We start from the raw sequence: 26,426 nt of genomic DNA, 5'->3' as shown, positions 1-26,426 counted from the left end.
CCGCCAGGGCTGCATAAGCAGAAGGATATATTATGAAAATTAAACCCAGTGACTATCTGGTGCCATCTGGCGAGAATGTTGACCTGTCGCAGCGCCCGACTAAAGTTGCGCCGGCTTATGATTCTAAGAAACACTACAAGAAGATGTTAAAGCAGCAGGTTAAGAAGCTAAGTAAGCTGCAGCGACTGTATTACGCGTCGAACCAACAGGCTTTGTTATTAATTTTCCAGGGCATGGATACCGCCGGTAAGGATGGTGCTATTCGTCATGTGATGTCGGGTGTCAATCCACAAGGTTGTCAGGTATTTAGCTTTAAACAACCCAGCACTGAAGAGCTGCAGCATGACTTTCTCTGGCGCACCAGTAAATGCCTGCCCGAGCGGGGACGGATTGGTATCTTTAACCGCTCTTACTACGAGGAAGTGCTGATTGTCCGGGTGCACCCCGAGCTTCTTAAGGCGCAGGGGTTTTCCGATGAGGCCATCGCTGAGCAGGCTATCTGGAAAGCGCGTTTTCAATCAATAACGGATCTGGAGGCGCATTTACATCAGAACGGTACTCAGGTGCTGAAGTTTTTTCTGCATTTATCCAAAGACGAGCAACGAGCGCGGTTTTTAGCACGTATCGACAAGCCGGCGAAAAACTGGAAGTTCAGTGTTGCCGACGTAAATGAACGCGAACACTGGGACGACTATATGCGTGCTTATGAGGCCTGCCTTAGCGCCACCAGTACCGCTGAGGCCCCCTGGTTTGTTGTTCCGGCTGATGATAAAAAGAATGCCAGGCTGATTATTTCTAAAATCGTCGTCGCAACGTTGCGAAACCTGAAAATGGATTACCCCAAAGTCAGCAGGGCGCGGCGCAGGCAATTGTTGAAACTCCGTCAGCAACTCTGATCGCAATCATACCCGATAAAGCTTCACGCCCTTTAAGCTTATGGCAGGCCAGCGTTGAAGCACCGATAACCACAGGCTATGTCGTCCCGACTAACTGCCTGATTAGCTGCTGTTACCAGAGTCCAAGCTGTGCGTGGTGCTCACCCGGCCACGGTGACATTACCGGGTGGCAATGCTGTAAGTTTTCAGCAAATTGGCGGCACAATTGTGGTGCCAGCGTGTTATCCGGGGTATGGAAAAAACAGTAGGGGGTTTTGCCCTCAGCCAGCCATCCGTTAATTTTAGCCAGCCAGGGGGTATAGAACTGGCGGTTCAGCTGCATATCATCGCAGCCGATAAAACGTAGCATTGGCCGGGAGCTTAGACAAATAGCGTGCACTGGCAGGCGCGGTTTTTTAGCCTGAGCATCCCGCAATGCCGGATTATTGGCCGCCACAGAAAACAGTGCTCTGCTATCGAGGACGACCCGCTCGGCGTCATGCTGCTGCAACAGGCGATTTAAGGCCAGCTCATATTCCGCTTTATCAAAAAAGGCCGGATGGCGCACTTCTACTGCCAGCGGCACCAGATTGCTTAGCAGCTGTAGTACCTTGGTTAACTGGCCTAGTAATGCCGGGCCGGCAGTAGCAGGCAGTTGCAGATGCAAAAGCCCGATAAAGCGGTGCACTGGCGTTAAGTGCTGCCACCACGCCAGCAGAGCGGTATGGTCCAGCGCTGCTAACTGATGGCTGAAACGGCGGGGTATTTTAAAGACAAAACGGAAGTTATCAGGTAGCTGGCTGGCCCAGCGCTGCAGCTGGCTTTCAGATGGATCAGCATAAAAGCTGGTATTGCCCTCGACACTGTTAAAGTACTGGCTGTAAACGGCTAAAAAGCCGTTGCTTGGCAAATCGTCTGCAAACAGGCTGCCTTTCCAGCGGCTATTGGCCCACATCGGACACCCGAGATACAGCAAGTGGTTACAATTCCAGGTTATCAATCAGCCGGGTAGTGCCAAGTCTGGCTGCTGCCAGAATCACTTTTGGCTCAGTTGCGGTTGTTGCCAGCATTAAGCTTTGCTGATTGCTGATATTAATGTAATCCGGCACAAAGCCAGCGGCTGTCAGCCGGGCCTTCGCCTGTTGTTCCAGAGCGCGGTAATCATGGTTGCCGCCAGCTATTTGCGTTTTTAGCTGCTGCAATACCTGATATAAAACCGGCGCTTTAGCCCGTTCCTCTTTGCTTAAATAACCGTTACGCGAACTTAATGCCAGGCCGTCGCTGGCCCGTTCCGTTGCCACGCCAATAATTTCTATCGGCAAAGATAAATCGGTCACCATCTGGCGGATAATCGCCAGTTGCTGGTAGTCTTTTTTGCCGAAGCAGGCAATATCAGGCTGCACCAGATTGAACAGTTTACAAACAATCGTCGATACACCGCGAAAATGCCCGGGGCGGTTGGCACCACAGTGCAGATCGCCCAGCTGCGGCACTTCAACAAAGGTTTGTACGTCCAGGCCACGCGGATACATCAGCTGGGGAGTCGGGGTGAAGACCGCATCGGCAGCGTGCCGGGTTAAGCCTGCTATGTCGGCGTCGAGCGTGCGCGGATAACTGGCTAAATCTTCGTTCTGGCCAAATTGCATCGGGTTTACGAAAATGCTGACAATCACTTTATCGGCGCGGCTTTTTGCGATATCAACCAGTTGTAAATGACCCTGATGGAGATTACCCATCGTTGGCACGAACGCAATTTTATCACCTGCACGGCGCCAGCGGCCAAGCTGTGCTCTTAAGTCTTCAATAGTGCTCAGAGTATTCATTTAATTAAAACTATGCTCCGTGCCAGGAAATATCTGGCTTTTGACTTCGGTGACATAAGCGGCAATCGCACTTCTGATCTCGCCGGTTTGTGCCAGATAGTTTTTAGAAAACTTCGGAATATAGCCACTGCTGATCCCCAGCAAATCATGCATGACCAGCACCTGGCCATCGGTGACATTACCGGCACCGATGCCGATAACCGGAATACGCAAAGCTTCGGTAATTCTTTTTGCCAATGAGGTGGGAATGCACTCCAGCACCAGCAACTGGGCACCGGCCTCCTGCAGCGCTTTGGCCTGAGAGACCATGGTATCTGCCGCGGCATCGGTTTTACCCTGCACTTTATACCCACCCAGAATATGGACAGACTGCGGGGTTAATCCAAGGTGACCGCATACTGGCACACCACGCTCAGTCAGGGCCTTAATAGTTGGCAACAGAAAATCGCCACCTTCCAGTTTCACCATATTAGCGCCCGCCTGCATTAATGGCGTAACACTTTGCATGGCTTGTTCAGCGGTGGCGTAACTCATAAAAGGTAAATCGGCAATGACAAACGCATCAGGCGCACCGGCCCGCACGCTTCTGGTATGGTAGGCAATATCTGCAACGGTAACAGGCAGGGTATCGCTATGTCCCTGAAGTACCATGCCCAGCGAATCGCCAATTAACAGCACATCAACGCCCTGCTCAGCAAATAACTTGGCAAAGCTGGCATCATAGGCGGTCAGCATGGTGATTTTATCCGCCTGCTGTTTCATTTTCTGCAATACTGCTGTGGTGATCTTAGCCATAACATTCTCATCCGACCATTTATTCCGGGTGCGCAAGATCGCACAAAGTTCCTGCAGCTGCAAGTTACCCGCTGCAGGTTTCGGTAAGTTTCTCCAGACCATTTAACGGCACCCGCTGCAGCAAGGCCTGTAGTGGCGTACCACAGGGTAATATCAGCGCCGGGGCAATGTCGGCCAGGGGATACAGCACAAACTCACGTTGCGTCAGCCCATAGTGTGGTACGGTCAACCGCTCTGAGGTAATAGTGTGGTTAGCATACAGTAAAATATCCAGATCGATTGAACGAGGCCCCCAACGTTCAGCTTTACGTTGCCGGCCTTGCTGGCGCTCAATTTGCTGCAATGCATCAAGCAACGCCAGGGGTGTCAAACGGGTGTTAAGGCGGGCTACCGCATTGACATAATCGGGCTGGTCCTGTGGCCCCATGGGTCTGGAACCGTAAAAACCCGATACCGCCACCACTTTGCTGTCAGCCAGTTGATGCAGAGCAGCAATGGCATTTTGCAGCTGCATAACCGGGTTAGCTAAATTGGCACCCAGCCCGATATACACCTGATACTCAGGCAGACGATCTGGCTGGCGCACGCTGTTATCGTCAGACATCAGGCGTACTGCTGCGTTTACGTTTATAATTATTACGTCTGCGTTTGGGCCGCTCCTGGCCGTCTCGCCCCAGACCGTTGATTAACTCCAGTTTTTCCGCATCATCAGCAAACTGAAATTGCTGCCACCAACTGGCCAGTTCGGTCAGACTGCCGCCCTCTGCCTGCGCCCGTAGTTGCAGAAAATCAAAGGCACCCCGAAATTTGGTTTGCTCAAGCATCTTAAAGGCCCGGCGGCCACTGCGTTTTGTCAGACGGGCCTGCAGCGCCCAGATATCGCGCATTGTCAATGTAAAGCGTTTAGGAATGGCAATAGTACGCTGTATATCGTCAAGCACTTCGGTCATGGCAATATTCAGGGCATCAATTTCATTCAGGCCACTTTCAATCAGCAGGGTCTGACTGCGTAATTCTACCGGATACCACAGCATGGCTGCGAAGATAAACGCCGGGGTAACCGGTTTGTCAGCCGCCACCCGCTGATCGGTGTCCTGCAGCGCCCGGGTAACCAGATTAAAGGCTTTGCCTTCGGGCTCCTGCTTCAGTATTTTGTCCAGCTGTGGCATCAGTTGTTTTAAAATCCGGGTGTCACGCAGTAACATAAAGTTGTCGAATGCCTTGCCGGCCATCAGCATCTTTACCAGCTCGTCAAACAGGCGTGGCGCCGGGATGTTTTTTAACAACACCGCCAGCTGGCTAATAGGGGCCAGCGCAGCGGGAGCAATATCCATATTCAGCTTGGTAGCAAACCGAATAGCTCTGAGCATCCGCACCGGGTCTTCCCGGTACCGGACTTCCGGATCGCCAATCAATTCGATGCGCCGGGCGGCAATGTCCCGCATCCCATTGGCGAAATCATAAACAGCAAAGTCTTTTACTGAATAATACAGCGCGTTAATGGTGAAATCGCGACGCTCTGCATCCTCTTCAATGGTGCCATATACATTGTCGCGCAATATCTGACCATGGTCGCTTAGGCTGGCCGTCTTAAGCTTCGGGGCGACAGACGCTTCCTCTTCAGCACCAGTGTGATGGCCGCGGAACGTCGCCACTTCGATGATCTCTCTGCCAAACACAACATGAGCCAGCCTGAAACGGCGGCCGATTAAGCGGCAGTTGCGAAATACCTGTTTTACCTGCTCGGGATGAGCATTAGTCACGACATCAAAATCTTTGGGTTTAAGACCCAGTAATAAATCGCGAATACAGCCGCCAACTAAATAAGCTTCATAGCCGGCATCTTTCAGCCGGTACAGCACTTTCAGCGCGCTGGGGCTGATATCACGCCGGGAAATACTGTGCTGGTCGCGACTAATGACCTGCAGTGGTGGCAATATAGTGCTTGCTGCCGGCGCGGCAGCCGGTTTTTTTGCCGCAACAGGTTGTGGTTTCTGGTCGCCCTGGGGCTTGCCGCTTAAGGTTCTGCGGCAAAAATCTAACACGCGCGAAATTATGATATCTCTCCTGAGCAATCGCCAGCCTGGCGGACGGTAATGGCGTCTGAATAAAAAAAACGGCTAATAATACCGCAGCAGCCGGCAAAAAAGAATTAATCTGGCCAAATTCAGCCAAAATCGCTTGTTAACACTTCCTGCACTGCCGGTATATCAGCAGGCTGCCAGTTGGCCAGCGCATAAGTTAACTGCTCTGGGGCGGGAGCCTGTTGTAAATCGGCTGGCAGTACCAGACCCAGAATAGCCAGTGCCCTGGCCATAGTGTAGCTTGCAGGCCAGTTGCTAAGTGCCGTGGCATGATTCTGTTTACTCAGCTTCTGGCCCGGTGCAGTCACCGCCAATGGCAAATGACCATACATAGGCGCTGTGGTACCCAGTAGCTGAAATAAGTGTTGCTGGCGTGGGGTCATGCTGAGCAAATCTGCGCCTCGGATCACTTCCGTCACACCCTGGTCAAGATCATCTACCACTACCGCCAGCTGATAAGAGAACAAGCCGTCCCGGCGAAGTAGTATATAATCTTCATGTGCCAGAGCAGGCGTTATCTGCTGGGGACCCAGCAAGCAGTCAACAAACTGGCAGGGGACGTCTGATGCCCGCAGACGCCAGCTCAGCTTCGCAGTCGTGCGGCTTTTGTTAAGGTTCAGTGCGGCACAGGTACCCTGATACAGCCCGCCAGCGGCATTAATTTGTTTACGGCTGCACTGACAGCCATAAAGTAAGCCGCGTTGTTGCAACTGATTAAACACGTCGTGGTAGCGTGCTAAGCGCTGGCTTTGATATATAACGTCATCATCCCAGAGCAGGCCATACTGCTCTAGCGTATACATTATGCTGCTGTCGGCACCGGCGCAAACTCTCGGAGTGTCAATGTCTTCAATCCGCAGCAGCCATTTACCAGCTCGTTGTTTACTATATAAATAGCTACCCACGGCCGCCAGCAGCGAGCCAAAATGTAATGGTCCGGAAGGGGAGGGAGCAAATCTGCCAACAGCAACAGCTGTTGGCCTGGTGTCGTTATTTAACGTTGCCACAGTGGCTGTAACTAGCCGCCCAGCTGTTTTTCTTTTATTTCCGCTAATGTTTTGCAGTCAATACATTGGTCAGCGGTTGGCCTTGCTTCCAGCCGTTTAATACCAATTTCAATACCGCAGGTATCGCAATAACCGAAATCGTCGTTCTCAATCTTCTGCAATGTTTTTTCAATTTTTTTCAGTAGCTTGCGCTCGCGGTCGCGTGCCCGCAATTCCAGGCTGAACTCTTCTTCCTGCGCTGCCCGATCAACCGGATCAGGAAAATTAGCGGCTTCGTCAGCCATATGGGTTTTGGTGCGGTCAACTTCTTCACGCAGTTGTTGGCGCCAGGCGTCAAGAATTTTGCGAAAATGTTCGAGCTGCTTCGGGTTCATATACTCTTCCCCGACCGCTTCCTGATAAGGTGTTACACCGGCCAGTGCCAGTAACCCTAATGTCTTAACATTCTTGCCTTCTGGCATGATCATCTCCTGTACAATACTGCCAAGCAAAAAAAAGTGGCGGCTATAGATAGCAGAATATTGCCATCACCGCAATCACTAATAAAAAAGCCGGCGAAGTATACAGATTGTGGCTGTGACCGTCACCTGTTTTAACATCAGCGGCTTTTTTGTAGCATAAAGTGATTAATTCAATCCGATAGTCTTTTACTACACAGCTGCAACCCGCAGCCTTTTAACACGCAGCGCTCGTTGTCAGTCTTGTTGCTATGGTACACTTCAAACCGCTGCAGCTGGTTATCATCACGAATAAGCTCAATGAACATATGGGGATTACTATGTCTGATTCAATGTCTGATTCAATGTCTGATTCATCACTTAAAACTACATCAGAACTATTACAGGTTAGTATTGCAACCGCTAAAGCGGCAGCAAAATGGGGTAATAATGCATTATTAAGCCCCACTTCACAGGGGTATCAAATTCATTTGCCCGGCAATGAGCCACTACGGTCAATGCAAAAAGCGGGTCGTAGTCTGGACAATCTGGGCATTACCGAACTGCAGTTAACCGGTGAGGGCTGGAGCAAAGACTTGCAATGGGCATTTTATCAGGGCTTTTGTAATGCCAGAAAACATAGCGGGGTCAACTTTAACGATAAACAAGGTGACGCTAAGCAACTGGCTCAGCTTGCGCAATGCTTCAGCTTTGCCAAAAAAATCATTAACGATACGCCCGAAATGCTGTCGCCGGTGGCATTAGCAGAGCAGGCTGAAGCGTTTATCCGAAGCATTGCACCTGAAGGTACCGTAAGCAGTGAACTTATCACTGGTACTGATCTGGCTGAAGCGGGCTGGCATGGTATCTATCAGGTCGGGCGGGGCAGTAGCCGGCCGCCGGCAATGCTGGTGCTCGACTTTAACCCGGACCAGGCCGGGGAGACTCCGGTTGCCGCAGCGCTGGTGGGTAAAGGTATCACCTTTGATAGTGGGGGTTACTCAATAAAACCCACCGAAGGCATGGCGACGATGAAATGCGATATGGGGGGGGCGGCCACAGTCACCGCTGCGCTGGCACTGGCGATAATGCAGGGGTTAAAGCAACGGGTAAAATTAATTTTGTGTTGTGCTGAGAACCTGATTAGTGGTCATGCCTACAAACTGGGCGATATTATTACTTATAAGAATGGTACTACCGTTGAAATTGTTAATACCGATGCAGAAGGCCGCCTGGTGCTGGCCGATGGCCTGATGTGTGCGGCACAGAGCGAAGCGCCGTTAATCATTGATGCGGCAACGCTGACCGGTGCCGCCATGATAGCAGTTGGCGGAGAATATAACGCCCTGTTTGCACTGGACAAGCCTCTGGCTGCCCGGGCGCTGCAATATGCTGCCAATGAACAGGAAGCCACCTGGCAATTACCGCTGGAAAAATGGCATCAGCAACAGTGTCCGTCGCCTTATGCTGATACGGCTAACAGCCGGCCGGTCAAAGGTGGTGGTGCAGGTGGTGCCAGTAATGCTGCCGGATTTTTAAGTCGTTTTGTGCCTGACGATGGCAAAGGCTGGTTGCATTTTGATTTAGCGGCGGCCTTTAATAACTCGGCAAACAGTTATTGGGCAGCGGGCGCTACCGGCCACGGTATCCGGACTATTGCCACTACCTTACTGGCTGAAACCTCAGCAAAGTAAGATTACCGTGACAAGACACGAGGTAGCCTCAGCATTACCGGTAGCCGCAGTACTGCCACAACTTTGTCAGTTGCTGCAAGGCACTAATCGGTTGATTCTATCGGCACCACCGGGTGCCGGTAAGTCAACCTGGCTGCCGTTACAATTATTGAAGCAACAGACCTTCGCAGCTGGCCAGATCATAATGCTGGAACCACGCAGGCTGGCGGCAAAAACTATCGCCGCTTATCTGGCCCGGCAATTAAATGAACGCCCGGGCCAGACAGTCGGTTACCAGATACGGCATGATAGCTGTCAGTCAGCGGCTACCCGCCTGCTGATTGTTACTGAAGGTATTCTAACCCGAAAACTGCAACAGGATCCTGAGCTTACTGGTGTCAGCCTGCTGATTTTCGATGAGTTTCATGAACGGTCCCTGCATGCTGATCTGGCATTGGCGCTGAGCCTTGAGGTACAGCAGATACGGGACGATCTGAAGATTCTGGTCATGTCTGCCACGCTGGATGTTACTGCACTGGAGCGTTATCTTGAGGCGCCGGTGCTCAGCAGCACAGGTCAGAGCTACCCGGTTGATATTAACTATGTTAAACCCGGCAGCGAGCCTGTGGCACTGCAAGCGGCAAGGTTGGCGCTGACCGCGTTTAATACCGCCTCTGGCAATATTCTGGTTTTTCTGCCAGGCCAGGCTGAAATTAATCAGGCCCGCGAGTTTCTGGCCAGCCAGCCATTGCCAGCTAATCTGACTATCTATAGTTTGCTTGGGGCTATGAGCCTGGCTGAGCAGCAGGCCGCCATTGCCGCGCCGCCAGCAGGTCATTATAAAATTGTGCTGGCGACCAATCTGGCGGAGACCAGTTTAACCATCGACGGCGTAACACAGGTGATTGATACCGGCCTGTGCCGGCGTGCCAGCTTTCATCCACGTCATGGGTTTAGCAAACTTGAAACCGTGCCAATTAGTCAGGCTGCTGCCATTCAGCGCGCAGGCCGGGCCGGTCGCCAGGCTCCGGGGCAATGTTACCGGCTGGATAGTGCTGAGTTGTGGCAACGGCGGCCGGCCTTTGAGCCGGCAGAAATAGAGCTGGCTGAGCTGACGCAGCTGCGACTTGAAGTGGCGGTTTGGGGGTGTCAGCCTGCCGATATCTGCTGGTTAACCCCGCCGCCGCCGGCACATCTGGCTGTGGCCAGTAACCTGTTGCAGCAGTTTGGTGCAATCGATGACGCCGGCCTTATTACCCCTTTTGGCCGGCGGTTATATCGAACCGGCAGTTCAGTGCGTCTGGCCAATATGCTGTTATATGCGGCAGAACGGGAGGCGCAGATCCCCGGGCTGGGGTGGCTGGCGGCATTGACGGCAGCCTTGCTGGAAGATAGCCGCAATCTTACGGCAAACCTGACAGCGCAGCTGCAATACCTGGCCCGCAGTAAACACGTGCCGCAATATCAGCAGGCGCAGCAGTTTGCCCGGCGTCTCGGGTGTCCCAGCGGTGTCCCTTTACCATTACAGTGGTTGCCTTTGCTATTACTCCGGGCGTTTCCGGATCAACTGGCGCAGCGCCGTGGCCAGGGCTATCTGCTGGCTGGCGGTGCCGGGGCCAATCTTGTCCCGGATCACCCGCTGCAGGACACGGAGTTTCTGGTGGTGCTGGATATTCAGCAGTGGCAGCAACACAACCGGATCAGGCATGCTGTGGCAATTGAACTGGATGATATTCTGGCAGACTGGCAGTCACAGCTGCCCTGGTTACTGAAAACCGGCTGGAATGACCAGACGGGTAGCTTCAGCAGTGAACGTCAGCGCCGTTTTGGCCAACTGGTTTTGCAACGCCAGCCGGTTCAGAACAACATCAGCGCAGCAGAGCGTCAGCAGGCGTGGTTGGGCTATCTTAGCCAGCGGGGCCTGGCCGAGCTGAATTGGTCAGAATCCGCGCAAAGCTTATGCGCCAGAGTCGAACTGCTCCGACAGCAGCTGGGTACCGATGTCCTGCCTGATTTTAGCCAGGCAGCATTATTGTCAGAGCTTGCCAGCTGGCTTGGCCCTTATCTGGGAAATATCACGAAAAAGAACCAGCTGATGCAACTGGAGCTACAGCCCCTGCTGCTGGCCAGATTAAACTTCCGGCAACAGCAGCAGCTACAGCAGTTGCTACCGGAATACTGGCAGACGCCCGCAGGCAGCCGGCTGAATATTGATTATCTGCATCCTGGCGGTCCGCTGCTTTCAGTCAGAGTTCAGGAAATGTATGGTCAACTTACCACGCCCGTGGTGTTAAATGGCGCCATTGCCCTGACCATTGCTCTGCTCTCACCTGGGCGCCAGCCGTTGCAGGTTACCCGCGATCTGGCCAGCTTCTGGCAAAACAGCTGGCAGGATGTTAAAAAAGAAATGAAGGGGCGTTACCCTAAACATTACTGGCCGGACGACCCGGCCGGGGCCCAGCCAACGACTAAGACTAAAAAGGCGATGTTACGCGATGTCAACCCGAAGTAAAGGCGCCCGTCTGCCGAAAACGAAAATGAAACCCTGGTGGTACAAATCGCTGTTGACCATGGGGAAACTGGCATTAGCGGTATTTTTTTTACTGGTAACTTATCTCATCTATCTCGACAGTAAAGTCACCCGGGCTTTTGCCGGTCAGAAATGGCAGATACCGGCACAAATTTATGGCCGCAGTCTTGAGCTGTTTCCCGGTAAGCCATTAACGCCGGCTCAGTTGCAGGCGGAATTAGAGCAGCTACAGTATCAACGTAACCCGGCAATGACAGCCGCCGGACAATATAGCGTATCGCGCAACCATATCACGGTTTACCGGCGGGCTTTTACCTATATAGATGGCATGGAGCCTGAAGCTCTGTTCAGTGTCGAATTTAACAGCAGCGGTATTAACCGGATCCGTTACCGGCAACAGCAGGAAGTGAATTTTGCGCGGCTTGAGCCCCAGTTAATTGAGCATATGTTGTCGCCGCATCAGGAAGACAGGGAACTGGTGCGCTTAGAGCAGGTTCCCACGCTGTTAAAGGAAAGTCTGCTGCTGGTGGAAGACCGCGATTTTTATCATCACCGTGGCGTATCACCATTATCGGTGATACGCGCACTGTGGGCTAATATTATTGCCGGGCGAACGGTGCAGGGAGGGTCTACATTAACCCAGCAGCTGGCCAAGAATATGTATCTGTCCAGTGACCGGACATTACTGCGCAAAGTGAATGAAGCGATGATTGCGTTAATCCTCGATTATCGTTTTAGTAAGGACCATATACTTGAAGCCTATCTGAATGAGATTTTTCTGGGCCAGAATCATGCGACTGCTGTCCATGGTTTTGGTCTGGGTAGCCGCTTTTATTTTGCCAAACCGATTACTGAGCTGCGACCAGATGAAGTAGCGTTGCTGATAGGCTTGCTGAAGGGCCCCTCCTATTATGACCCCAGACGTTATCCGGAGCGGGCGCTCACCCGCCGTGATCTGGTACTAAGACTGATGTTTGAGCATCATTTGCTTGATGCTAAGCAATATCAGCAGGCGCTCAGTCAGCCGCTGCGAGTGGTCGAACGAGGCCAGTATCTGAACGCACGTTTTCCTGCTTATCTTGATGCAGTCAAAAAAGAGTTACGTCAGATTAATTTTGATCAGCAGTTACTGAGCAGTGGCATTAAGGTATTTACCTTTCTTGACCCCAGCGCTCAGCAGCAGGCAGAACTGACAGTGCAACGTCATTTACAGAATAAGGATGAGCAACTGCAAGCTGCGATGCTGGTAGTGAATTACCAGAGCGCTGAAATTCAGGCACTGGTCGGCGGCCGCGAGCGGGGTTTTGCCGGGTTTAACCGGGCGCTGGATGCCAAGCGGCAAATAGGCAGTATTGTTAAGCCGGTTATTTATCTGGAAGCACTGAATCAACCTGGCCGGTTTTCTCTGGCATCAGTGCTGGAAGATCAACCGCTGAGTTTACGTTCCAATGATCAGGACTGGCAACCACAGAACTTTGATAAAACTTACCGTGGCCGGGTTAATCTGTTTACCGCGTTAACTGACTCGTTAAATGTGCCGACAGTGCGGCTTGGTTTGCAACTGGGTATGCCGGCAGTCAGTGACGGCTTGCGCAAGCTGGGACTAAACAGGCGGGTTAACTTACATCCTGCTGCATTATTAGGTGCTATTGAACTAAGCCCGCTTGAGGTGAGCCAGCTGTACCAGACCATTGCCAACGATGGTGTGTACCAGGCACTGGCAACGGTGCAGGCGGTAACGGATCAGGATGGTCACCGGCTGTATCAGCGGCCGGGTCAGCGCTACAGCCGTTATTCTGCACAAAGTATTTATCTGCTGCAACACGCCCTGATAGCGGCCACTCAGACCGGGACAGCTAAAGCATTACAACAGGCGTTACCGATGACCGTGTTTGCGGGGAAAACCGGGACATCCAGTGATTACAGGGACAGCTGGTTTAGCGGCTTTGATCAGCAAACGCTACTGACAATCTGGCTTGGACGGGATGATAATAAACCGATAGGTCTGACAGGTAGCACCGGCGCGCTGCCGTTGTTTATTGACTATTTCAGAGCGCATGGCGCCCAGTCAATCATTCGTTACCTGCCAGACCAGGTTCATATTCAGGCGTTTTCTGCCAGCAGTGGGGCTCCTGTCGCAGAAAATTGCCCTAACATATTGTTATTACCGGCAATATCGGCTGAAATGCATCAGGATTTAACCTGTGACAATTCATTTTAATACGAAAGATATTCAGGGTGTGACACGCACATTATTATGGAAATAAAACCCGAACGATCATTACTGGTGGGAGAGTGGCATTATCTGGCCAAAGAGGACAAGCTGGTAAAGCTTGACCAGCATGGCCGGATAGTCGCGACAGCAGCATTAGATAATCTGGGCCAGAAAGTCGTTAATTACTTTATCGCTCATGCAGGTGATCTGGTCACCAAAGACCAGTTGCTTTCTGATGTCTGGGGCATCCGCGATGTCTCAGATGGCCGGGTAATGCGGGTGATAAGGGCAATCAGAGTCGCACTCGGAGACGATAGCCGGCAACCCAGCTATATAGAAACGATACCCAAACGCGGCTACCGGTTTATTGCCAATGTGGCTGAAATACCAGCAAACGCTGACCCTGAGAATAATGCTGCAGCAATAGCATCGCCAACCAGCACAGCGTTCAGGCCACACCAGAGTACGTTTTTCTGGGCAGCCGGGGTATTAGTTTCTTTGCTGATCTTGTCCGGCTGGTTGTTATGGTTAAAGCCGATGACCGGACAACAGATAACAGAGGACAACAGTATCCCGTTATGGCGCTATAAACCCATTACCTCGCTTGATGGCCTGGAGTTCTATCATAATGTGTCACCTGATGAGCGTTATCTGGTGTTTAGTTTTGCTAAAGAAGGCAGTGAGCAAATAGCTGTACTTAATTTGCAGGATTTACAAAGCCATAAACGGGTGCAAATAACCAGTGAAAATGTCAGTAGTCTTGGTGCCGCTTTTAGCCCCAATGGCCGGCAAATTGCTTATCACAGGATGTTGCCGGACCGCGGTTGCGAAATCCGTCTAATCGAACTTGAGCCTGACCAGATGGCGGTTAAATCAGACACCCTGCTGACGGCCTGCACCCCTGAATCAGTCTCAGCCCGTGTCAGCTGGTCACCTGATGGCCGCTATATTGTCTACCCGAGTCTGGACCCCGTGCAACGGCAGATGGTGATGATGATGTATCCGCTGGCCGGCGGCACCCCAGAACAACTGACTGTACCGCCAGCCAGCAGTTTTGGTGATTATGCCGGGCGCTATTCGCGCTCGGGTGATAAAATTGCCTTTATCCGTGATGCCGCCGGAACTGCCCAGGTTTGGCTGCTTGATTTAACCACCCGGGCAACCCGGCTGTTAGTGCAGATAGACGATGCTTATCCGGGTAATATCGACTGGACTCCTGATGATGTCAGTATTATTTATCCGTCGGGTCCGACCTCGTTGGGTATTGTTGATGTGGCCACTGGCGAGAGCCGTGAGCTGGCTTATACCGATAACCAGGCCAGTGAAATACAGCTGGGCGCTGTTAGCGGTAAAATTTACGCATCAGTGGGCTTTTTTTCACATACCAACATTAAAAAAATTAACAACAGACTGATTTCTGACAAATCAGTCAAAAGCCTGATGTTCAGCTCAAATCGTAACGAAATATATATTGAAATCAGCCCACTGCCTGAGGGACCTGCTGCTGTGGTATCACGGCGTTCCGGTCAGGCTCAGGTCTGGCTGTTTTATGCCGATGGCCGTCAACAGCAACTGACTGATTTTGCGTCCAATGAAAGAATTCGCAGCCTGGTATTTTCACCGGATGGCAGCCAGTTATTACTGCATTTAAATAGCGGTATCTGGCAATTAACGCTTGATGGTGAGCTAAAGCAGATAGTGGGGCAGGAGGGTGAGATTGTTGCTAATCCGGCCTGGAGCCGGGATGGCAAGGAAGTATTCTATGCGCAGTCGCGCCAGGGACGCTGGAATATTATGGCGGCGCCGGTGGATACTGAATCTGATAGGCGTCTGCTGGCAACGGATCGTGAGCTATATATCCAAAGTTTTAATGCGGATTACGCTATCTGGCGCGACGCCAACTCGAAGCGCTTTGTTATTGAATACAGCAATGGCGACAGCAGGGAGCTGAATTTAGGTACGACGGCTGATCAGATGCTGTTTAAATTTGATTTGCGACGACATGGATTTTATTTCACATATTTACTTGAGGATACCCAGTACCAGCTCCGTTATTACGACTTAAATACGGGTACGGTCAGAAAAGAAGTAATTGACGATAATTTGTATCACAATCGCTATAGTATTTCGGTTGATGAGACTGAAGTGTTTGTTCTCGAAGCAGTCAGAGCTGATTTTGATATTGCTGAAATAAGTTTTTAGATCGACGTTTTATAAGGGTTTTATTGAAAAATCATCGAGTTTAACTTTGGATTCAGGAGTAGGGTCTTACCCGTTGAGCACAACAATGTGACTCCAACAACTGAATTTCACTCGGAGATTGGATCATGAAAAACGCTTTTAAAATATTCGTTATGACCTCTACCCTGACTCTAAGTGCCAGCAATGCTAACAATAGTGGATATGTTAATGAGCCTTTACTGCCGGACACGCTGTATGCTTGTCCGTGGTGGCCGACTTGTAAAGATCCGGAAGATCGTTCTCCTGTGCCAGTACCCACTGCTCCTTCCCTCCCAAAACCAAGTGACGATAAAGACACGCCTAAAGATAAAAAAGATGAAGCCCGGTTGGCTTAGCCAAACTGAAGCCGTTTCAAAAGCGGATACACTCAACTTTTCAGTCATTTAAGGTATAATCCGCCGTGACCCTTTAGTCAGGCGGAGCTTAATGTCAAATTTAGAACCACTGGTAAAAATTGGCGACTGGTACTATCAGGCGGCTTATGGCCAACTATTGCCTGCCGAACCGGATTCCAGCACCGCCGAGCCGGTGGTGTTAGAACCGCGATTGCATAGTCTGCTGAATTATTTTTTACTGCATCCGGATCAGATCCTCGATAAAGATACCCTGATTAACAACGTCTGGCCGTCTGCGGAAGGTACAGATGCGGCTGTTATGCGTGCGGTCGGTGCGTTGCGTAAAGTGCTGGGTGATAATGTTAAATCACCCGTGTATATTGCGACGATTGCCAAAAAGGGCTACCGGTGGCTTTGTCATATAGAGCCGCTGACCAGCATTCAGCGCCAGCCGGTAATGCATAGTCGTGCCAGAACCGGTGCTGAGCTACCGGAGCCCGTTGCTATCGAAGAAAAAGTGCTGCCATGGCGGTTTATCAGCGCTGTCTGCACTGCTTTGATAGTTGGTGGTGCGGCTTTAGCCTATCTGCTGGCCAGCGTTACGGTCACCCCGTTGATGCAGCTGCCGGATACGGTCAAACCGCTCAGCGCATTAACCGGTCAGGAGTTCTGGGCGACACTGGAACCCGGACAGCAGAATGTTTTTTACTGGCATCGCGACACTGAAGCGGCACCGCAACAACTGGCACGTCAGGACCTGATTAGTTTAAAAGTCACTTACAGCAACACATTCTACCCGGCCGTAAGCCAGCCTTTGTGGCTGAATGATAACAGTCTGGTATTCCGGGCGGTGGACAGCGAGCAGCAATGCTACTTTTATCGGCAACAAGTGCTGCCTGAGTTTTCACCTGCTGAAAAAATCATGCCGTGTCAGCAGGTCGTGGTACAAGGATTAGCAATTGTTGAACAAAACTGGTACTGGATTGATTATGCTCAGGATTCCCGCCAGTATGAATTATGGCACCGCAGTGCGGATGGCAACATAGCCAGGCTAATAACATTACCAAAAAAATGGTATAAAGCAGAGCAGCTGTTAGTGGTCAGTTCATCACTCTATCTGGTTGTGCAGCAGGATTTTTCCCGCAGCCGGTTATATCGGATAGATCTGGCGCACAAACAGCTGGAAAAAGTTGGTAATTTTGACAATCAGATTATTGCCGGCAGCGACTGGGATCGGCAACATGCCCTGTTGACTCTGCATAACAGCGAACTGCAGCTATACAATTTAGACAGCCAGACACACCTGAGTCTCGGGCCTATGACGTTGGGATTAACGCAGCCGCAGCGCTATCAGCAGCGTATTCTGGCCACCCAATATCTCGATTATGTAACAGATATCGTATCCCTGACGTTTGCAGGCGGCCAGCTTAGCAGCGAGCAAAGCTGGCAAACCAGTAACCGGAATGAACGACTGTTTGCGGCCAATGGCCAGCAACTTGCTTTTGTCTCAGAGCGAATTGGCGATAATCAGGTTTGGTTGTCACAGGCCGGAGATAGCCGCCAGCTGTCACGCTTAGCCAGTGGCCAGTATATCCAGCAGTTGTTCTGGCATCAGAACAAACTGTTGTCAGTAATCGATAATCAGTTATACCAGTTAGCGTTAACTGATGGCAGCCTGTCAGTGGTGAATCGAAGGCCGGTCTCGGGTCGCTACCAAAGCTGCCATAATACGTTGTACTGGACAGAGCAAAACAACGACGGTTGGCAGTTAATGTCAGATTTAGCAAACCCGGTAGTGCTGTTGTCGGGGGTGGTTAATGTTAAATGTGCTGCAACCGGGTTAGTTGTGCAGTTTTATAACAGTGATGAGCTGGCATTATGGTCCGCTAACGATCCTCAGCGGCTAATAGTCTTGCCGGTCAGTATAAACTGGCAGCAGATCCTGCCAGAGCAGTGGACCAGTAATAATACGCAGTTGCTTTGGTTAGATCTGAAACAGTGGCAGCTTAATAGTTACGACTGGGAAAGTGGTCAACGGCACCGTTATCGCTGGCCGGCAAAAGCATTGCCACTGGAAATTCACAGCGACAATGCCGGCAACTTATTTAGTGTGCAGCCAAGACACTATGACACTGATATTGTCTGGCTGCAAAATCGCAGTTAAAGCGCTGCGAAGCTGCTGGCTGCGGCGTCTATTGTTGCGGCCAGATCATCATCCGTGTGCGCCAGTGATAAAAAGCCTGCCTCGAACGCTGATGGTGCCAGATAAATCCCCCGCTGCAGCATCAGATGAAAAAACTGCTTAAAGGCAGCGGCGTCGCACTGCGTTGCCTGCTGGTAATTACTGATCCTTACTTCGTTACTGAAGAAAAAACCGAACATACCGCCAACCTGATTAAACGTCATCGGCACGCCATGTTGTTGCGCCGCCGCGCCGATACCGGTCAGTAACTGACTGGTTTTCGCGCTGAGCTTGTCAAATACGCCCGGCTTACTGATTTCATTCAGCGCTGCCAGGCCTGCCGCCATTGCAATTGGATTACCCGACAAGGTGCCTGCCTGATATACCGGGCCTAATGGTGCTATGTATTCCATGATGGCCCGTTTGCCACCGAAAGCGCCAACTGGCATACCTCCGCCTATTATTTTGCCCAGTGTGGTCAGATCGGGCGTGACCTGATACACCGCCTGAGCGCCCCCCAGCGCGACCCGAAAACCGGTCATCACTTCATCAAAAATAAGCACGCTCTGGTACTGATCGCAAATCCGGCGCAGCCCTTCCAGAAACCCGGGCTCAGGTGGAATACAATTCATATTTCCGGCAACCGGTTCAACGATAATACAGGCAATATCAGCGCCTTTATCGGCAAAAATCTGTTCTACCTGCTCAAGATTATTAAATTCACAGGTCAGCGTATATTTGGCAAAGTCTGCCGGCACGCCAGGGGAGTTGGGGACACCCAGAGTCAGTGCGCCGGAGCCGGCTTTCACCAGCAATGAGTCGGCATGGCCATGATAACAACCTTCAAATTTCAAAATGGTATCACGGCCAGTGTAGCCCCGGGCCAACCGAATGGCACTCATGGTCGCTTCGGTGCCAGAACTAACCATCCTGACCATTTCCATTGATGGTACCAGCTGGGCAATTTTTTCTGCCATATCAATTTCTGCCGGGCAGGGCGCACCAAAGCTCAGACCTTTTGCTGCGGCCTGAATGACGGCGTCGCGAATCGCCGGATGATTGTGCCCCAGCAACATGGGCCCCCAGGAACCGATATAGTCAATATAGCGTTTGCCATCAACATCAAATAAGTAGGCGCCGTCGGCGCGCTCAATAAAAACCGGCGTGCCGCCAACACTTTTAAATGCCCGCACCGGTGAATTAACACCACCTGGTATTGTCAGCTGGGCCCGTTGAAACAGGGTTTCAGATAATGACATAGTAAATTCCGTTCTGTGTTATTGGGGAGTGCGGTTGACCCAAGCTCCAGCCTATTTATTGCTATACCAGGGGACGGCACACTCGTAATCTTTGACAATGTGTTCCACACCCAGGGTCAGCGCAAACAAAGCCATTCTTACCAGCACGCCATTATCAGCCTGCCGGAAGATGGCGAGGTTAGGGTTCAGGTTTAAATCATTGTCCAGCTCATTAGCTTCGATACGCGAGTCTCGCGGTAACGGATGCATAATAACGGTATTCGATTTACAGTAGCGGGTATAAATCTCCTGATTTAACCGGAACTTACCGCGATACTGATCCGCGTCGGCTTTCGACGGAAAGCGTTCTTCCTGGATCCTGGTTTGATAAACAATATCAGCACCTAAATGACCCTCCAGTTTATCGCTGATAACCAGCTGATGACCGGCATCGGACAGGCTGCTGATGATGTCATCAGGCATTGCCAGCTCTGCCGGGGATACCAGGGTGACCTTAATATTGCGATACAAACACAGAAGTTTAGATAACGAATGGACGGTGCGACCAAACTTTAAGTCACCGACCATGGCAATATGCATACCATCGATTTTAAGATTTGACGCGGCAAGCTCTCTCTCAATGGTGAACAGATCCAGTAAAGCCTGAGTGGGGTGTTCATTGGCACCATCACCGCCATTAAGTACCGGTACCCGACTGCCTTCGGCAAACTCTGCGACTGAACCGGCTTGTGGGTGGCGCATTGCGATAACATCACTGTAACTGCTGATAACTCTTGCGGTGTCAAACAACGATTCGCCTTTGGACAGCGCAGATGACTCCATGCCGGTGGTTTCCCGGACCTCACCGCCAAGCAGGTTAAACGCGCAGCCAAAGCTAACCCGGGTGCGGGTGCTGGGCTCAAAAAACAGATTACCCAGAATCGCCCCTTCCAGTACCCGGGTTCTTTTTTTACGGCTGGCATAAGGTGCCATCTGGCGGGCAATATCGAAAATCCGGGTAATACTGTCGCGGTCAAATTGCTTAACAGAGAGGATATGCTGGCCTTTGAAGCTCATTGTCAGTACTCACTTAACATTTGCCATGAGGCGCCGCAGCGGACGCAAAGTGGCCGCTATTATACGCAAAAGCGATGACGAAAAGCGAGTTTACTGCAGTAAAGGCTTGAATGTCGCCAGTAAAATAATGACGAGCAGCAGCAGTACCGGCAACTCATTAAAAATCCGGTAGAAGCGCGGGCTGCGCCGATTGCGGTCAGCTCTGAAATCGGCCAGTAATTTAAAACACCAGCCATGGTAGCCGTACAGTAATAGCACCAGCAGCAGTTTAATATGTAACCAGCCACTGGCCGCAAACCAGGCTTTGCCATAAGCAGCAATCAGTAACACACCGAAAACCAGAGTCAGAACGGCAAAAGGGGTGACAAACAACAGCAGACGACGCTCCATTAGTTTAAAAGTTTCAGCGCACTCGGGACTGCGTGTTTGGGCATGATACACAAATAGCCTTGGCAGATAGAAAATACCGGCAAACCAGGCCACCATAAAAAAAAGATGAAGTGCTTTGTAGAGCAAAATTAAAGTCATAGTAAATTATTCTGTTTAATCAGCAGGCTGCGAACCTGATCCCAACGGATAATACCAATGGGCTCGGTCGGAGAATCCTGATAAATATAAACCAGTCCATCGCGCTCATCTTCCAGCACCGCAAATACTTCAGCCATTGTCGCCTGATGTGACAGCCCGGTTATATCCTGATACCGGATTACACTATCCCCACTTAGCGACAGACTGACATCGTAACTGGCCGCTACAAATTCGATACTGTCGCCCTGCGGGCGTTTTAGCAATAACTGAACCGGAGGCTGTAACTGAGCCAGTTGCTGGCGGACAGCATTGTCATCCGGGTTATGCAGCAGCACATATTCTTTACTGAGCAATGCCAGCACCCCGACTTTCTGCAGGATATCGTCTGCCGGTGCCAGTTTATAAGGCATTTGCATAAAGTCCAGTTGCATCATAAAGATGGATTTATTATTAAAAAACTGCACCGTCGTAACATAAGCGGTGATGATGACCACCATCGCTGGTAATATAATTTGCTGATTTGATGCCAGCTCAATAACGGCCAGCAGCGCGGCTAACGGCGCGTGCAATGTGGCGGCCATTAAACCAGCCATCCCCAGCACTGCATAAGTGCCTGCGGTGCTGCTATCGCCAATAAAGATGGCAGGTACGATTGCCAGCAGGGTGCCAAGCACGATACCCATACCAAATACCGGGCCTATTACACCACCTGGCACACCCAACCCCAGGGCGAAAATGGTCAGGATCAGTTTACCAATAAAGATGACCAGCAATAATTGCATGTCACCCGGGTGATTAACGGCGTTAAATATCGCACCGGTTTCGGCTCCCATGGCGTGGGGTATCAGATAACCCACGGCGGCGGTCACTGCGCCGGCCAGAGCGAGTCTGAGCAGTAGTGGCCAGTTTTTAACTAGTCTTATCAATCGCATAAGATTTTGGTTAAACACAAATGCCACGGCACCAAATACAATGCCGCAAATAATCAGGTAAGGAAAATGCCAGATACTGATGGCGATGATATTCAACGATGCCAGCTCCCGGTCATGGCCAAATACCAGCTGGGTAGCCAGTGCCCCCACCACCGATGCCAGCATTATCGGAATAAAAACGTGGATCCGATATTCACGTAACACCACTTCCATTACAAAAATTACCGCCGCCAGCGGTGTATTAAAGGAAGCGGAAATGCCGGCGGCGATACCACAGCCGGCAAGAATGCGGACACTATTATAGGGAAGTTGCAGATAGCGACCTACTGTGCTCGCACCATAAGCACCCAAATGCACTGACGGGCCTTCGCGACCGACAGAAAAACCACTGACCAGCGCAATAATGCCACCAAAAAACTGAGTGAGGGTATTACGAAACGGCATGATGCCATACCGGGTTTTTATCCGGTGGATAACAAAAGGGATGCCCATCCGGTAATGGCGATAACCGGTAATCAGTGCGAGCAGCCCGATAAGTAATGCCCCGCCAAGTGGCAATAACCAGACAATTTCCGGATCAGCACTGGAGAAATCATCCGTTTTAGCCAGAAACAGTTGTTGCAGCGCGACGATAGCAAGCCGGAAAATGATAATCAGCAGAGCGGCGATCAATCCGCCAAGCATACCCAGCAGACACAGCTGTAAGGAGGTCCGGGGGAGTGCTAATCGGCGCTGCAATCCGGGCAGCCAGTCTCGCCATTGTCGCATAGATAAGCAGGAATATTAAACGATGGCTTAAGTCTAACATAAGCATCTGAGAACGCAGATATTAATTACTCACATTCGCTCATCGCCAATTTTAGTTTGGCCGTAACGGGCTTAATACTTGAATAAATTAGTCAGGTATTAGATAATCGGCGCTGTTGTAACCCCAGTTGGAGCGCCCATGTCAGATATGCAAATCCCTTTAGAATTTACTGATGCCGCGGCACGCAAGGTGGCGATGCTGGTAAGTGAAGAAGATAATCCAAACCTGAAATTACGGGTTTATATTACTGGCGGTGGCTGCTCAGGTTTTCAGTATGGCTTTACCTTTGATGAGAAAGTAAACGAAGGCGATTTAACCGTGGAAAAGCAGGGTGTTTCTATGGTTGTTGATCCAATGAGTTTACAGTATCTGATGGGCGGGGTCGTCGATTATACAGAAGGTCTGCAAGGCAGCCGTTTTATTGTCCAAAATCCGAATGCAACCACCACCTGTGGTTGTGGCTCGTCATTTTCTGTTTAGTAAAAGTAGACATTTTGTAAATTTATAAAGACAATCTTGCCGGTTTATCCGGCAAAGTTGCTTTTAGACCATTGTTGTATTTTATGGCCGGGTGGCAAACACCAAAAGGGTCAGCACCAACGCTATCACCAGATTGAAGCTGATTATATAAATAAATCCTTTTTTGCCCTGAGCTAACGTCCAATTATTTTGCTGCAGATACAAATACCAGATTGCACACATCAATAAAGGTATTAAGAACAATATTTTAACCATTTTTTTAACCTCGGGAACTCCGCCGCTACCATCCAGTTCCGGCGGCTTGCGCTATTATCTTTGCCGCTGTTTTCTGCCAATGTAAAGTCATTGTACATTTTTTAACGCATGTAGCTATACGCTCGTCGCATCCTATGGTTTAATTAATTGCTTTAACTTGCTTATTGCATTGGCAATAAGGTTTGGATTTTATTTCGCAGGAAGGCTGTTTACTATAATAAAAGCGTAACACGCTGGGAGCAGAAAACATATGAAAGGTACTAAAAGTGTAATTTCAGACGAAAATAAACGTCTTTGTGTCTGGCTGAAACGACAGCGACAGGACAAAGGCCATACCATGCGTAGCTTGTCAGAAATTTTAGGGACACCTCATTCTTTTATCGGTAAAGTTGAAAATCAGGAGCGCCGGTTGGATGTCATTGAATATGTCCGTTATTGTCAGGCGCTGGAAGTTGATCCTACTGAAGGATTAAAGCAGGTGCTAAGCGCCTGAGAATGAAAGCCTGCAAATGATAAAGCACTCAGGCACAGAGCAGTAATCAAGGAAGCCACTATTCAGTGGCTTTTTTATTTTGACGTCTCAGGTTGGCTCTTGCCAGTAACGCTATCAGGATTAGTACCGGCAAACCCATCGCAGCGGTCATGATAAAGAAATTGCTGTAACCGAAATGATCAACCCACTGGCCGGAAAAACCGCCGGTAAACTTTGGCAGTAATAACATCAGAGAGCTGAACATCGCATACTGGGTCGCAGTGAAAGCTAAATTAACCAGCGACGACAGATAGGCAATAAAAGCGCTGGTTGCGATACCGGCACTTAAATTATCGGCAGAAATCACCAGAGTCAGCCACATTAAATCATAGCCAATCTGACTCAGCGCCGAAAACAACAGGTTGGTGGCAGCACTTAAAATAGCACCGGCAAATAATATTTTCATAATCCCGAATTGGTTAATTAACACGCCGCCAAGGGCTGCCCCGATTAAGGTCATGATCACGCCAAAAATTTTTGAGATGCTGGCAACTTCTTCTTTGCTGTACCCCATATCAACATAAAATGCGTTGGCCATAACGCCCATTACCACGTCAGTCAGCCGGTAACACGCAATTAACGCCAGAATAAGCAGGGCATGCCATTTATAGCGGGAAAAAAAATCGATAAAAGGGGCAATGACGGCGTGCCGCAGCCAGCCAGCGAAACGCTGTAGCAGGCTGCCATCAGTATGCTGCTGCTGTTGCAGACCACTGACCGGTTCTTTACAAAGCAGGGTGGTTACTATGCCGGGTAACATACACAGTGCCATCACCAGATAGGCGTGTTGCCAGCCTGATAGATCGTAAGCACTGCCGTCGGAAAATAATGCGGCTAACCACAGCGTACCAGCCGATGCCAGAATCATCGCCAGCCTGTAGCCGGTAAGATACGCAGCAGCTAATGCCGCCTGCATCTCAACGACAGCACTTTCTATCCTGAATGCATCGACATTGATATCCTGAGTGGCAGACGAAAATGCCAGCATTACCGCAAGCGCAGCCATTAGTGCTAAATTCTGCTGCGGGTCAGTAAATGCCATGCAGCCAATCGCAATTGCCACTGCAAGTTGTGAGGTCAGCAACCAGCTGCGTCGGCGGCCCAACCAATGGTATAACAGCGGGATTTTCAGATTATCAGCCAGTGGCGACCAGAGCCACTTGACTGCATACGCCAGCGCGACCCAGCTGAAATAGCCAATATCGGCCCTAGAAACGCCTGCTTCTCTGAGCCAGAATGACAACACGCCAAATACCAGCATTAACGGTAAGCCACTGGAAAACCCCAGCACAAAAATGATTAACACCTGGCGCTGAAAATAGATGCGCAGGCCTGAAAGCCAGCCAAAATAGGAGGTCAAGACGAATTTCCGGACACAAACGATAGGGTTAGCTTACCTTGCTGATAATTCTGGTCAAGTGATTACGGCCGGACACCAATGCAATTTAACGGACAGCGCCCGGTACCCCGCAAAAAGTTCAGACAATCCTGAATGCTTCTGCGCAGCTGATGATCATGCTGCAGGCGACAGGCAGGCCAGTATTCCAGCTGATGCATCAGGTGCCAGAACACCTGCTCTTTGAGGCTGCCGGGTGCGCCGGCAAGCAGATCGAACTGGGACCACTCTTCAAGAGTATCCCAGATAAAGATATGCAGCTCGTTATGGGCCAACCGCCCCCGTAAAAAGCGGGACACATAGTAAACCAGCTGCTGGGATTTAAGTTCAATAAACCGCTCTGACATTGCTAGCCTCAACTGTTGCCGGGAATACAACAATTAAGGCAAGTATAGCGGGTTTTACTCGGTTGGCAGCAAGCGTACCGTTTTTAATAGCAAAGGTTCGCGCGGCACGTCTGGCCAGCCGAGCTTTTCACTGGTTTCAGTTTCCAGTGCATTGATTTTATCCAGCACCTCAAAGCCGGTAATTACCCGGCCAAATACGGCATAACCCCAGCGCGAACCCGGGTCAAGGCTGTCATTGTCGGCCAGATTGATATAAAACTGGCTGCTGGCACTGTGTGGATCAGACAACCTTGCCATGGCAATGCTGCCATACTGGTTTTTCAGACCATTTCCGGACTCATTGAAAATGGTCTTGCCTTGCTCAATGTCCTGAAACTGCATATCATATCCGCCGCCCTGAACAACGAAATCAGCAATAAGCCGGTGAAAAACCGTATTGTTATAAGCATTGGTTTTTACATAACCTAAAAAATTATTGACGGTAATAGGCGCTCGGCTGCGATCCAGCTCGACAACGATATCACCCAGTGAGGTCTCAAGTTTTACCCTGGGGTAAAGATTGTCCGGCTGCATAAATTTGCCAGCGTGTAACGGCAGGGCACACAGCAACATTGCAACGATGAACCATAGACGCAT

The 26,426-nt window shown here is 50.5% G+C and carries 23 protein-coding genes; 9 read left to right on the top strand and 14 right to left on the bottom strand.

Annotated features, from left to right (window positions below; all coding sequences use genetic code 11):
- Positions 1-32: 32 nt before the first annotated feature.
- A complete protein-coding gene (locus R3177_RS01110; RefSeq protein ID WP_318969202.1) occupies positions 33-896 on the top strand; it encodes an ADP-polyphosphate phosphotransferase in 864 nt (287 codons plus the stop codon).
- 112 nt (positions 897-1,008) lie between these two features.
- On the opposite strand, the gene R3177_RS01105 is transcribed toward R3177_RS01110, so the two are convergent.
- From R3177_RS01105 to dksA, 7 genes are all read right to left on the bottom strand, one after another.
- Positions 1,009-1,830 (bottom strand): DUF72 domain-containing protein, encoded by an 822-nt coding sequence (locus tag R3177_RS01105; RefSeq protein ID WP_318969201.1) that lies wholly within the window; start codon positions 1,828-1,830, stop codon positions 1,009-1,011.
- Positions 1,831-1,855: 25 nt separating this feature from the next.
- Complete coding sequence (gene panC / locus R3177_RS01100) at positions 1,856-2,698, bottom strand: pantoate--beta-alanine ligase (RefSeq protein ID WP_318969200.1); 843 nt, start codon at positions 2,696-2,698, stop codon at positions 1,856-1,858.
- Entirely contained in the window at positions 2,699-3,493 is a 795-nt protein-coding gene (gene panB / locus R3177_RS01095; RefSeq protein ID WP_318969199.1) for a 3-methyl-2-oxobutanoate hydroxymethyltransferase, read from the bottom strand.
- Positions 3,494-3,557: 64 nt separating this feature from the next.
- Complete coding sequence (gene folK, locus R3177_RS01090; RefSeq protein ID WP_318969198.1) at positions 3,558-4,097, bottom strand: 2-amino-4-hydroxy-6-hydroxymethyldihydropteridine diphosphokinase; 540 nt, start codon at positions 4,095-4,097, stop codon at positions 3,558-3,560.
- Positions 4,090-5,430 (bottom strand): polynucleotide adenylyltransferase PcnB, encoded by a 1,341-nt coding sequence (gene pcnB, locus R3177_RS01085; protein ID WP_318969197.1) that lies wholly within the window; start codon positions 5,428-5,430, stop codon positions 4,090-4,092. The genes folK and pcnB overlap by 8 nt, the downstream gene beginning before the upstream one ends.
- 230 nt (positions 5,431-5,660) lie before the next feature.
- Complete coding sequence (gluQRS, locus tag R3177_RS01080) at positions 5,661-6,584, bottom strand: tRNA glutamyl-Q(34) synthetase GluQRS (protein ID WP_318969196.1); 924 nt, start codon at positions 6,582-6,584, stop codon at positions 5,661-5,663.
- 11 nt (positions 6,585-6,595) lie between these two features.
- The gene (dksA, locus tag R3177_RS01075; protein ID WP_318969195.1) at positions 6,596-7,045 is read right to left on the bottom strand and encodes an RNA polymerase-binding protein DksA; all 450 of its coding nucleotides are present in this window, start codon (positions 7,043-7,045) and stop codon (positions 6,596-6,598) included.
- A 317-nt stretch (positions 7,046-7,362) separates the two neighbouring features.
- Here dksA and pepB point away from each other — a divergent pair, with 317 nt between their 5' ends.
- The 6 genes from pepB (at position 7,363) to R3177_RS01045 (ending at position 18,179) form a co-directional block, all read left to right on the top strand.
- Positions 7,363-8,715: an aminopeptidase PepB gene (gene pepB, locus R3177_RS01070; protein ID WP_318969194.1), complete on the top strand. Its 1,353-nt coding sequence runs from the start codon at positions 7,363-7,365 to the stop codon at positions 8,713-8,715.
- 7 nt (positions 8,716-8,722) lie between these two features.
- On the top strand, positions 8,723-11,206 hold the full coding sequence (gene hrpB / locus R3177_RS01065; protein WP_318969193.1) for an ATP-dependent helicase HrpB: 2,484 nt from the start codon (positions 8,723-8,725) through the stop codon (positions 11,204-11,206).
- On the top strand, positions 11,190-13,445 hold the full coding sequence (gene mrcB / locus R3177_RS01060; RefSeq protein ID WP_318969192.1) for a penicillin-binding protein 1B: 2,256 nt from the start codon (positions 11,190-11,192) through the stop codon (positions 13,443-13,445). Before hrpB ends, mrcB begins: the two co-directional genes overlap by 17 nt.
- A gap of 36 nt (positions 13,446-13,481) precedes the next feature.
- The gene (locus R3177_RS01055; protein WP_318969191.1) at positions 13,482-15,641 is read left to right on the top strand and encodes a winged helix-turn-helix domain-containing protein; all 2,160 of its coding nucleotides are present in this window, start codon (positions 13,482-13,484) and stop codon (positions 15,639-15,641) included.
- A 125-nt stretch (positions 15,642-15,766) separates the two neighbouring features.
- Positions 15,767-16,015 carry a hypothetical protein gene (locus R3177_RS01050; RefSeq protein WP_318969190.1) on the top strand — a complete coding sequence of 83 codons (249 nt, stop codon included), beginning with the start codon at positions 15,767-15,769 and terminating at the stop codon, positions 16,013-16,015.
- A gap of 91 nt (positions 16,016-16,106) precedes the next feature.
- Complete coding sequence (locus R3177_RS01045; protein WP_318969189.1) at positions 16,107-18,179, top strand: winged helix-turn-helix domain-containing protein; 2,073 nt, start codon at positions 16,107-16,109, stop codon at positions 18,177-18,179.
- Here R3177_RS01045 and hemL read toward each other — a convergent pair.
- The 4 genes from hemL to R3177_RS01025 all read right to left on the bottom strand — a co-directional run bounded on the left by hemL (position 18,176) and on the right by R3177_RS01025 (position 22,740).
- Positions 18,176-19,456: a glutamate-1-semialdehyde 2,1-aminomutase gene (hemL, locus tag R3177_RS01040; protein ID WP_318969188.1), complete on the bottom strand. Its 1,281-nt coding sequence runs from the start codon at positions 19,454-19,456 to the stop codon at positions 18,176-18,178. The two genes, R3177_RS01045 and hemL, sit on opposite strands and share 4 nt — an antisense overlap.
- 51 nt (positions 19,457-19,507) lie before the next feature.
- On the bottom strand, positions 19,508-20,512 hold the full coding sequence (locus R3177_RS01035) for an aspartate carbamoyltransferase (RefSeq protein WP_318969187.1): 1,005 nt from the start codon (positions 20,510-20,512) through the stop codon (positions 19,508-19,510).
- A 90-nt stretch (positions 20,513-20,602) separates the two neighbouring features.
- On the bottom strand, positions 20,603-21,040 hold the full coding sequence (locus R3177_RS01030; RefSeq protein WP_318969186.1) for a CopD family protein: 438 nt from the start codon (positions 21,038-21,040) through the stop codon (positions 20,603-20,605).
- Positions 21,037-22,740, bottom strand: coding sequence for a chloride channel protein (locus tag R3177_RS01025; RefSeq protein WP_318969185.1), 1,704 nt, complete (start codon positions 22,738-22,740; stop codon positions 21,037-21,039). The genes R3177_RS01030 and R3177_RS01025 overlap by 4 nt, the downstream gene beginning before the upstream one ends.
- Before the next feature lie 178 nt (positions 22,741-22,918).
- Between R3177_RS01025 and erpA the strand changes: the two genes are divergently transcribed.
- Both erpA and R3177_RS01015 read left to right on the top strand, forming a co-directional pair.
- Entirely contained in the window at positions 22,919-23,260 is a 342-nt protein-coding gene (erpA, locus tag R3177_RS01020; protein WP_318969184.1) for an iron-sulfur cluster insertion protein ErpA, read from the top strand.
- A 505-nt stretch (positions 23,261-23,765) separates the two neighbouring features.
- Complete coding sequence (locus tag R3177_RS01015; protein WP_019675992.1) at positions 23,766-24,008, top strand: helix-turn-helix domain-containing protein; 243 nt, start codon at positions 23,766-23,768, stop codon at positions 24,006-24,008.
- Between the two features lie 58 nt (positions 24,009-24,066).
- Here R3177_RS01015 and R3177_RS01010 read toward each other — a convergent pair whose 3' ends face one another.
- The 3 genes from R3177_RS01010 to R3177_RS01000 all read right to left on the bottom strand — a co-directional run bounded on the left by R3177_RS01010 (position 24,067) and on the right by R3177_RS01000 (position 26,426).
- Entirely contained in the window at positions 24,067-25,407 is a 1,341-nt protein-coding gene (locus tag R3177_RS01010) for an AmpG family muropeptide MFS transporter (protein ID WP_318969183.1), read from the bottom strand.
- Positions 25,408-25,469: 62 nt separating this feature from the next.
- A complete protein-coding gene (locus R3177_RS01005) occupies positions 25,470-25,790 on the bottom strand; it encodes a hypothetical protein (RefSeq protein WP_318969182.1) in 321 nt (106 codons plus the stop codon).
- A 54-nt stretch (positions 25,791-25,844) separates the two neighbouring features.
- Positions 25,845-26,426: a peptidylprolyl isomerase gene (locus R3177_RS01000; RefSeq protein ID WP_318969181.1), complete on the bottom strand. Its 582-nt coding sequence runs from the start codon at positions 26,424-26,426 to the stop codon at positions 25,845-25,847.

Origin of the sequence: Arsukibacterium sp. (genome assembly GCF_033722355.1) — a bacterium.
GTDB lineage: Bacteria > Pseudomonadota > Gammaproteobacteria > Enterobacterales > Alteromonadaceae > Alishewanella.
The sequence above is the reverse complement of the archived record's forward strand: the minus strand, read 5'-3'. Positions and strand labels throughout refer to the sequence as shown.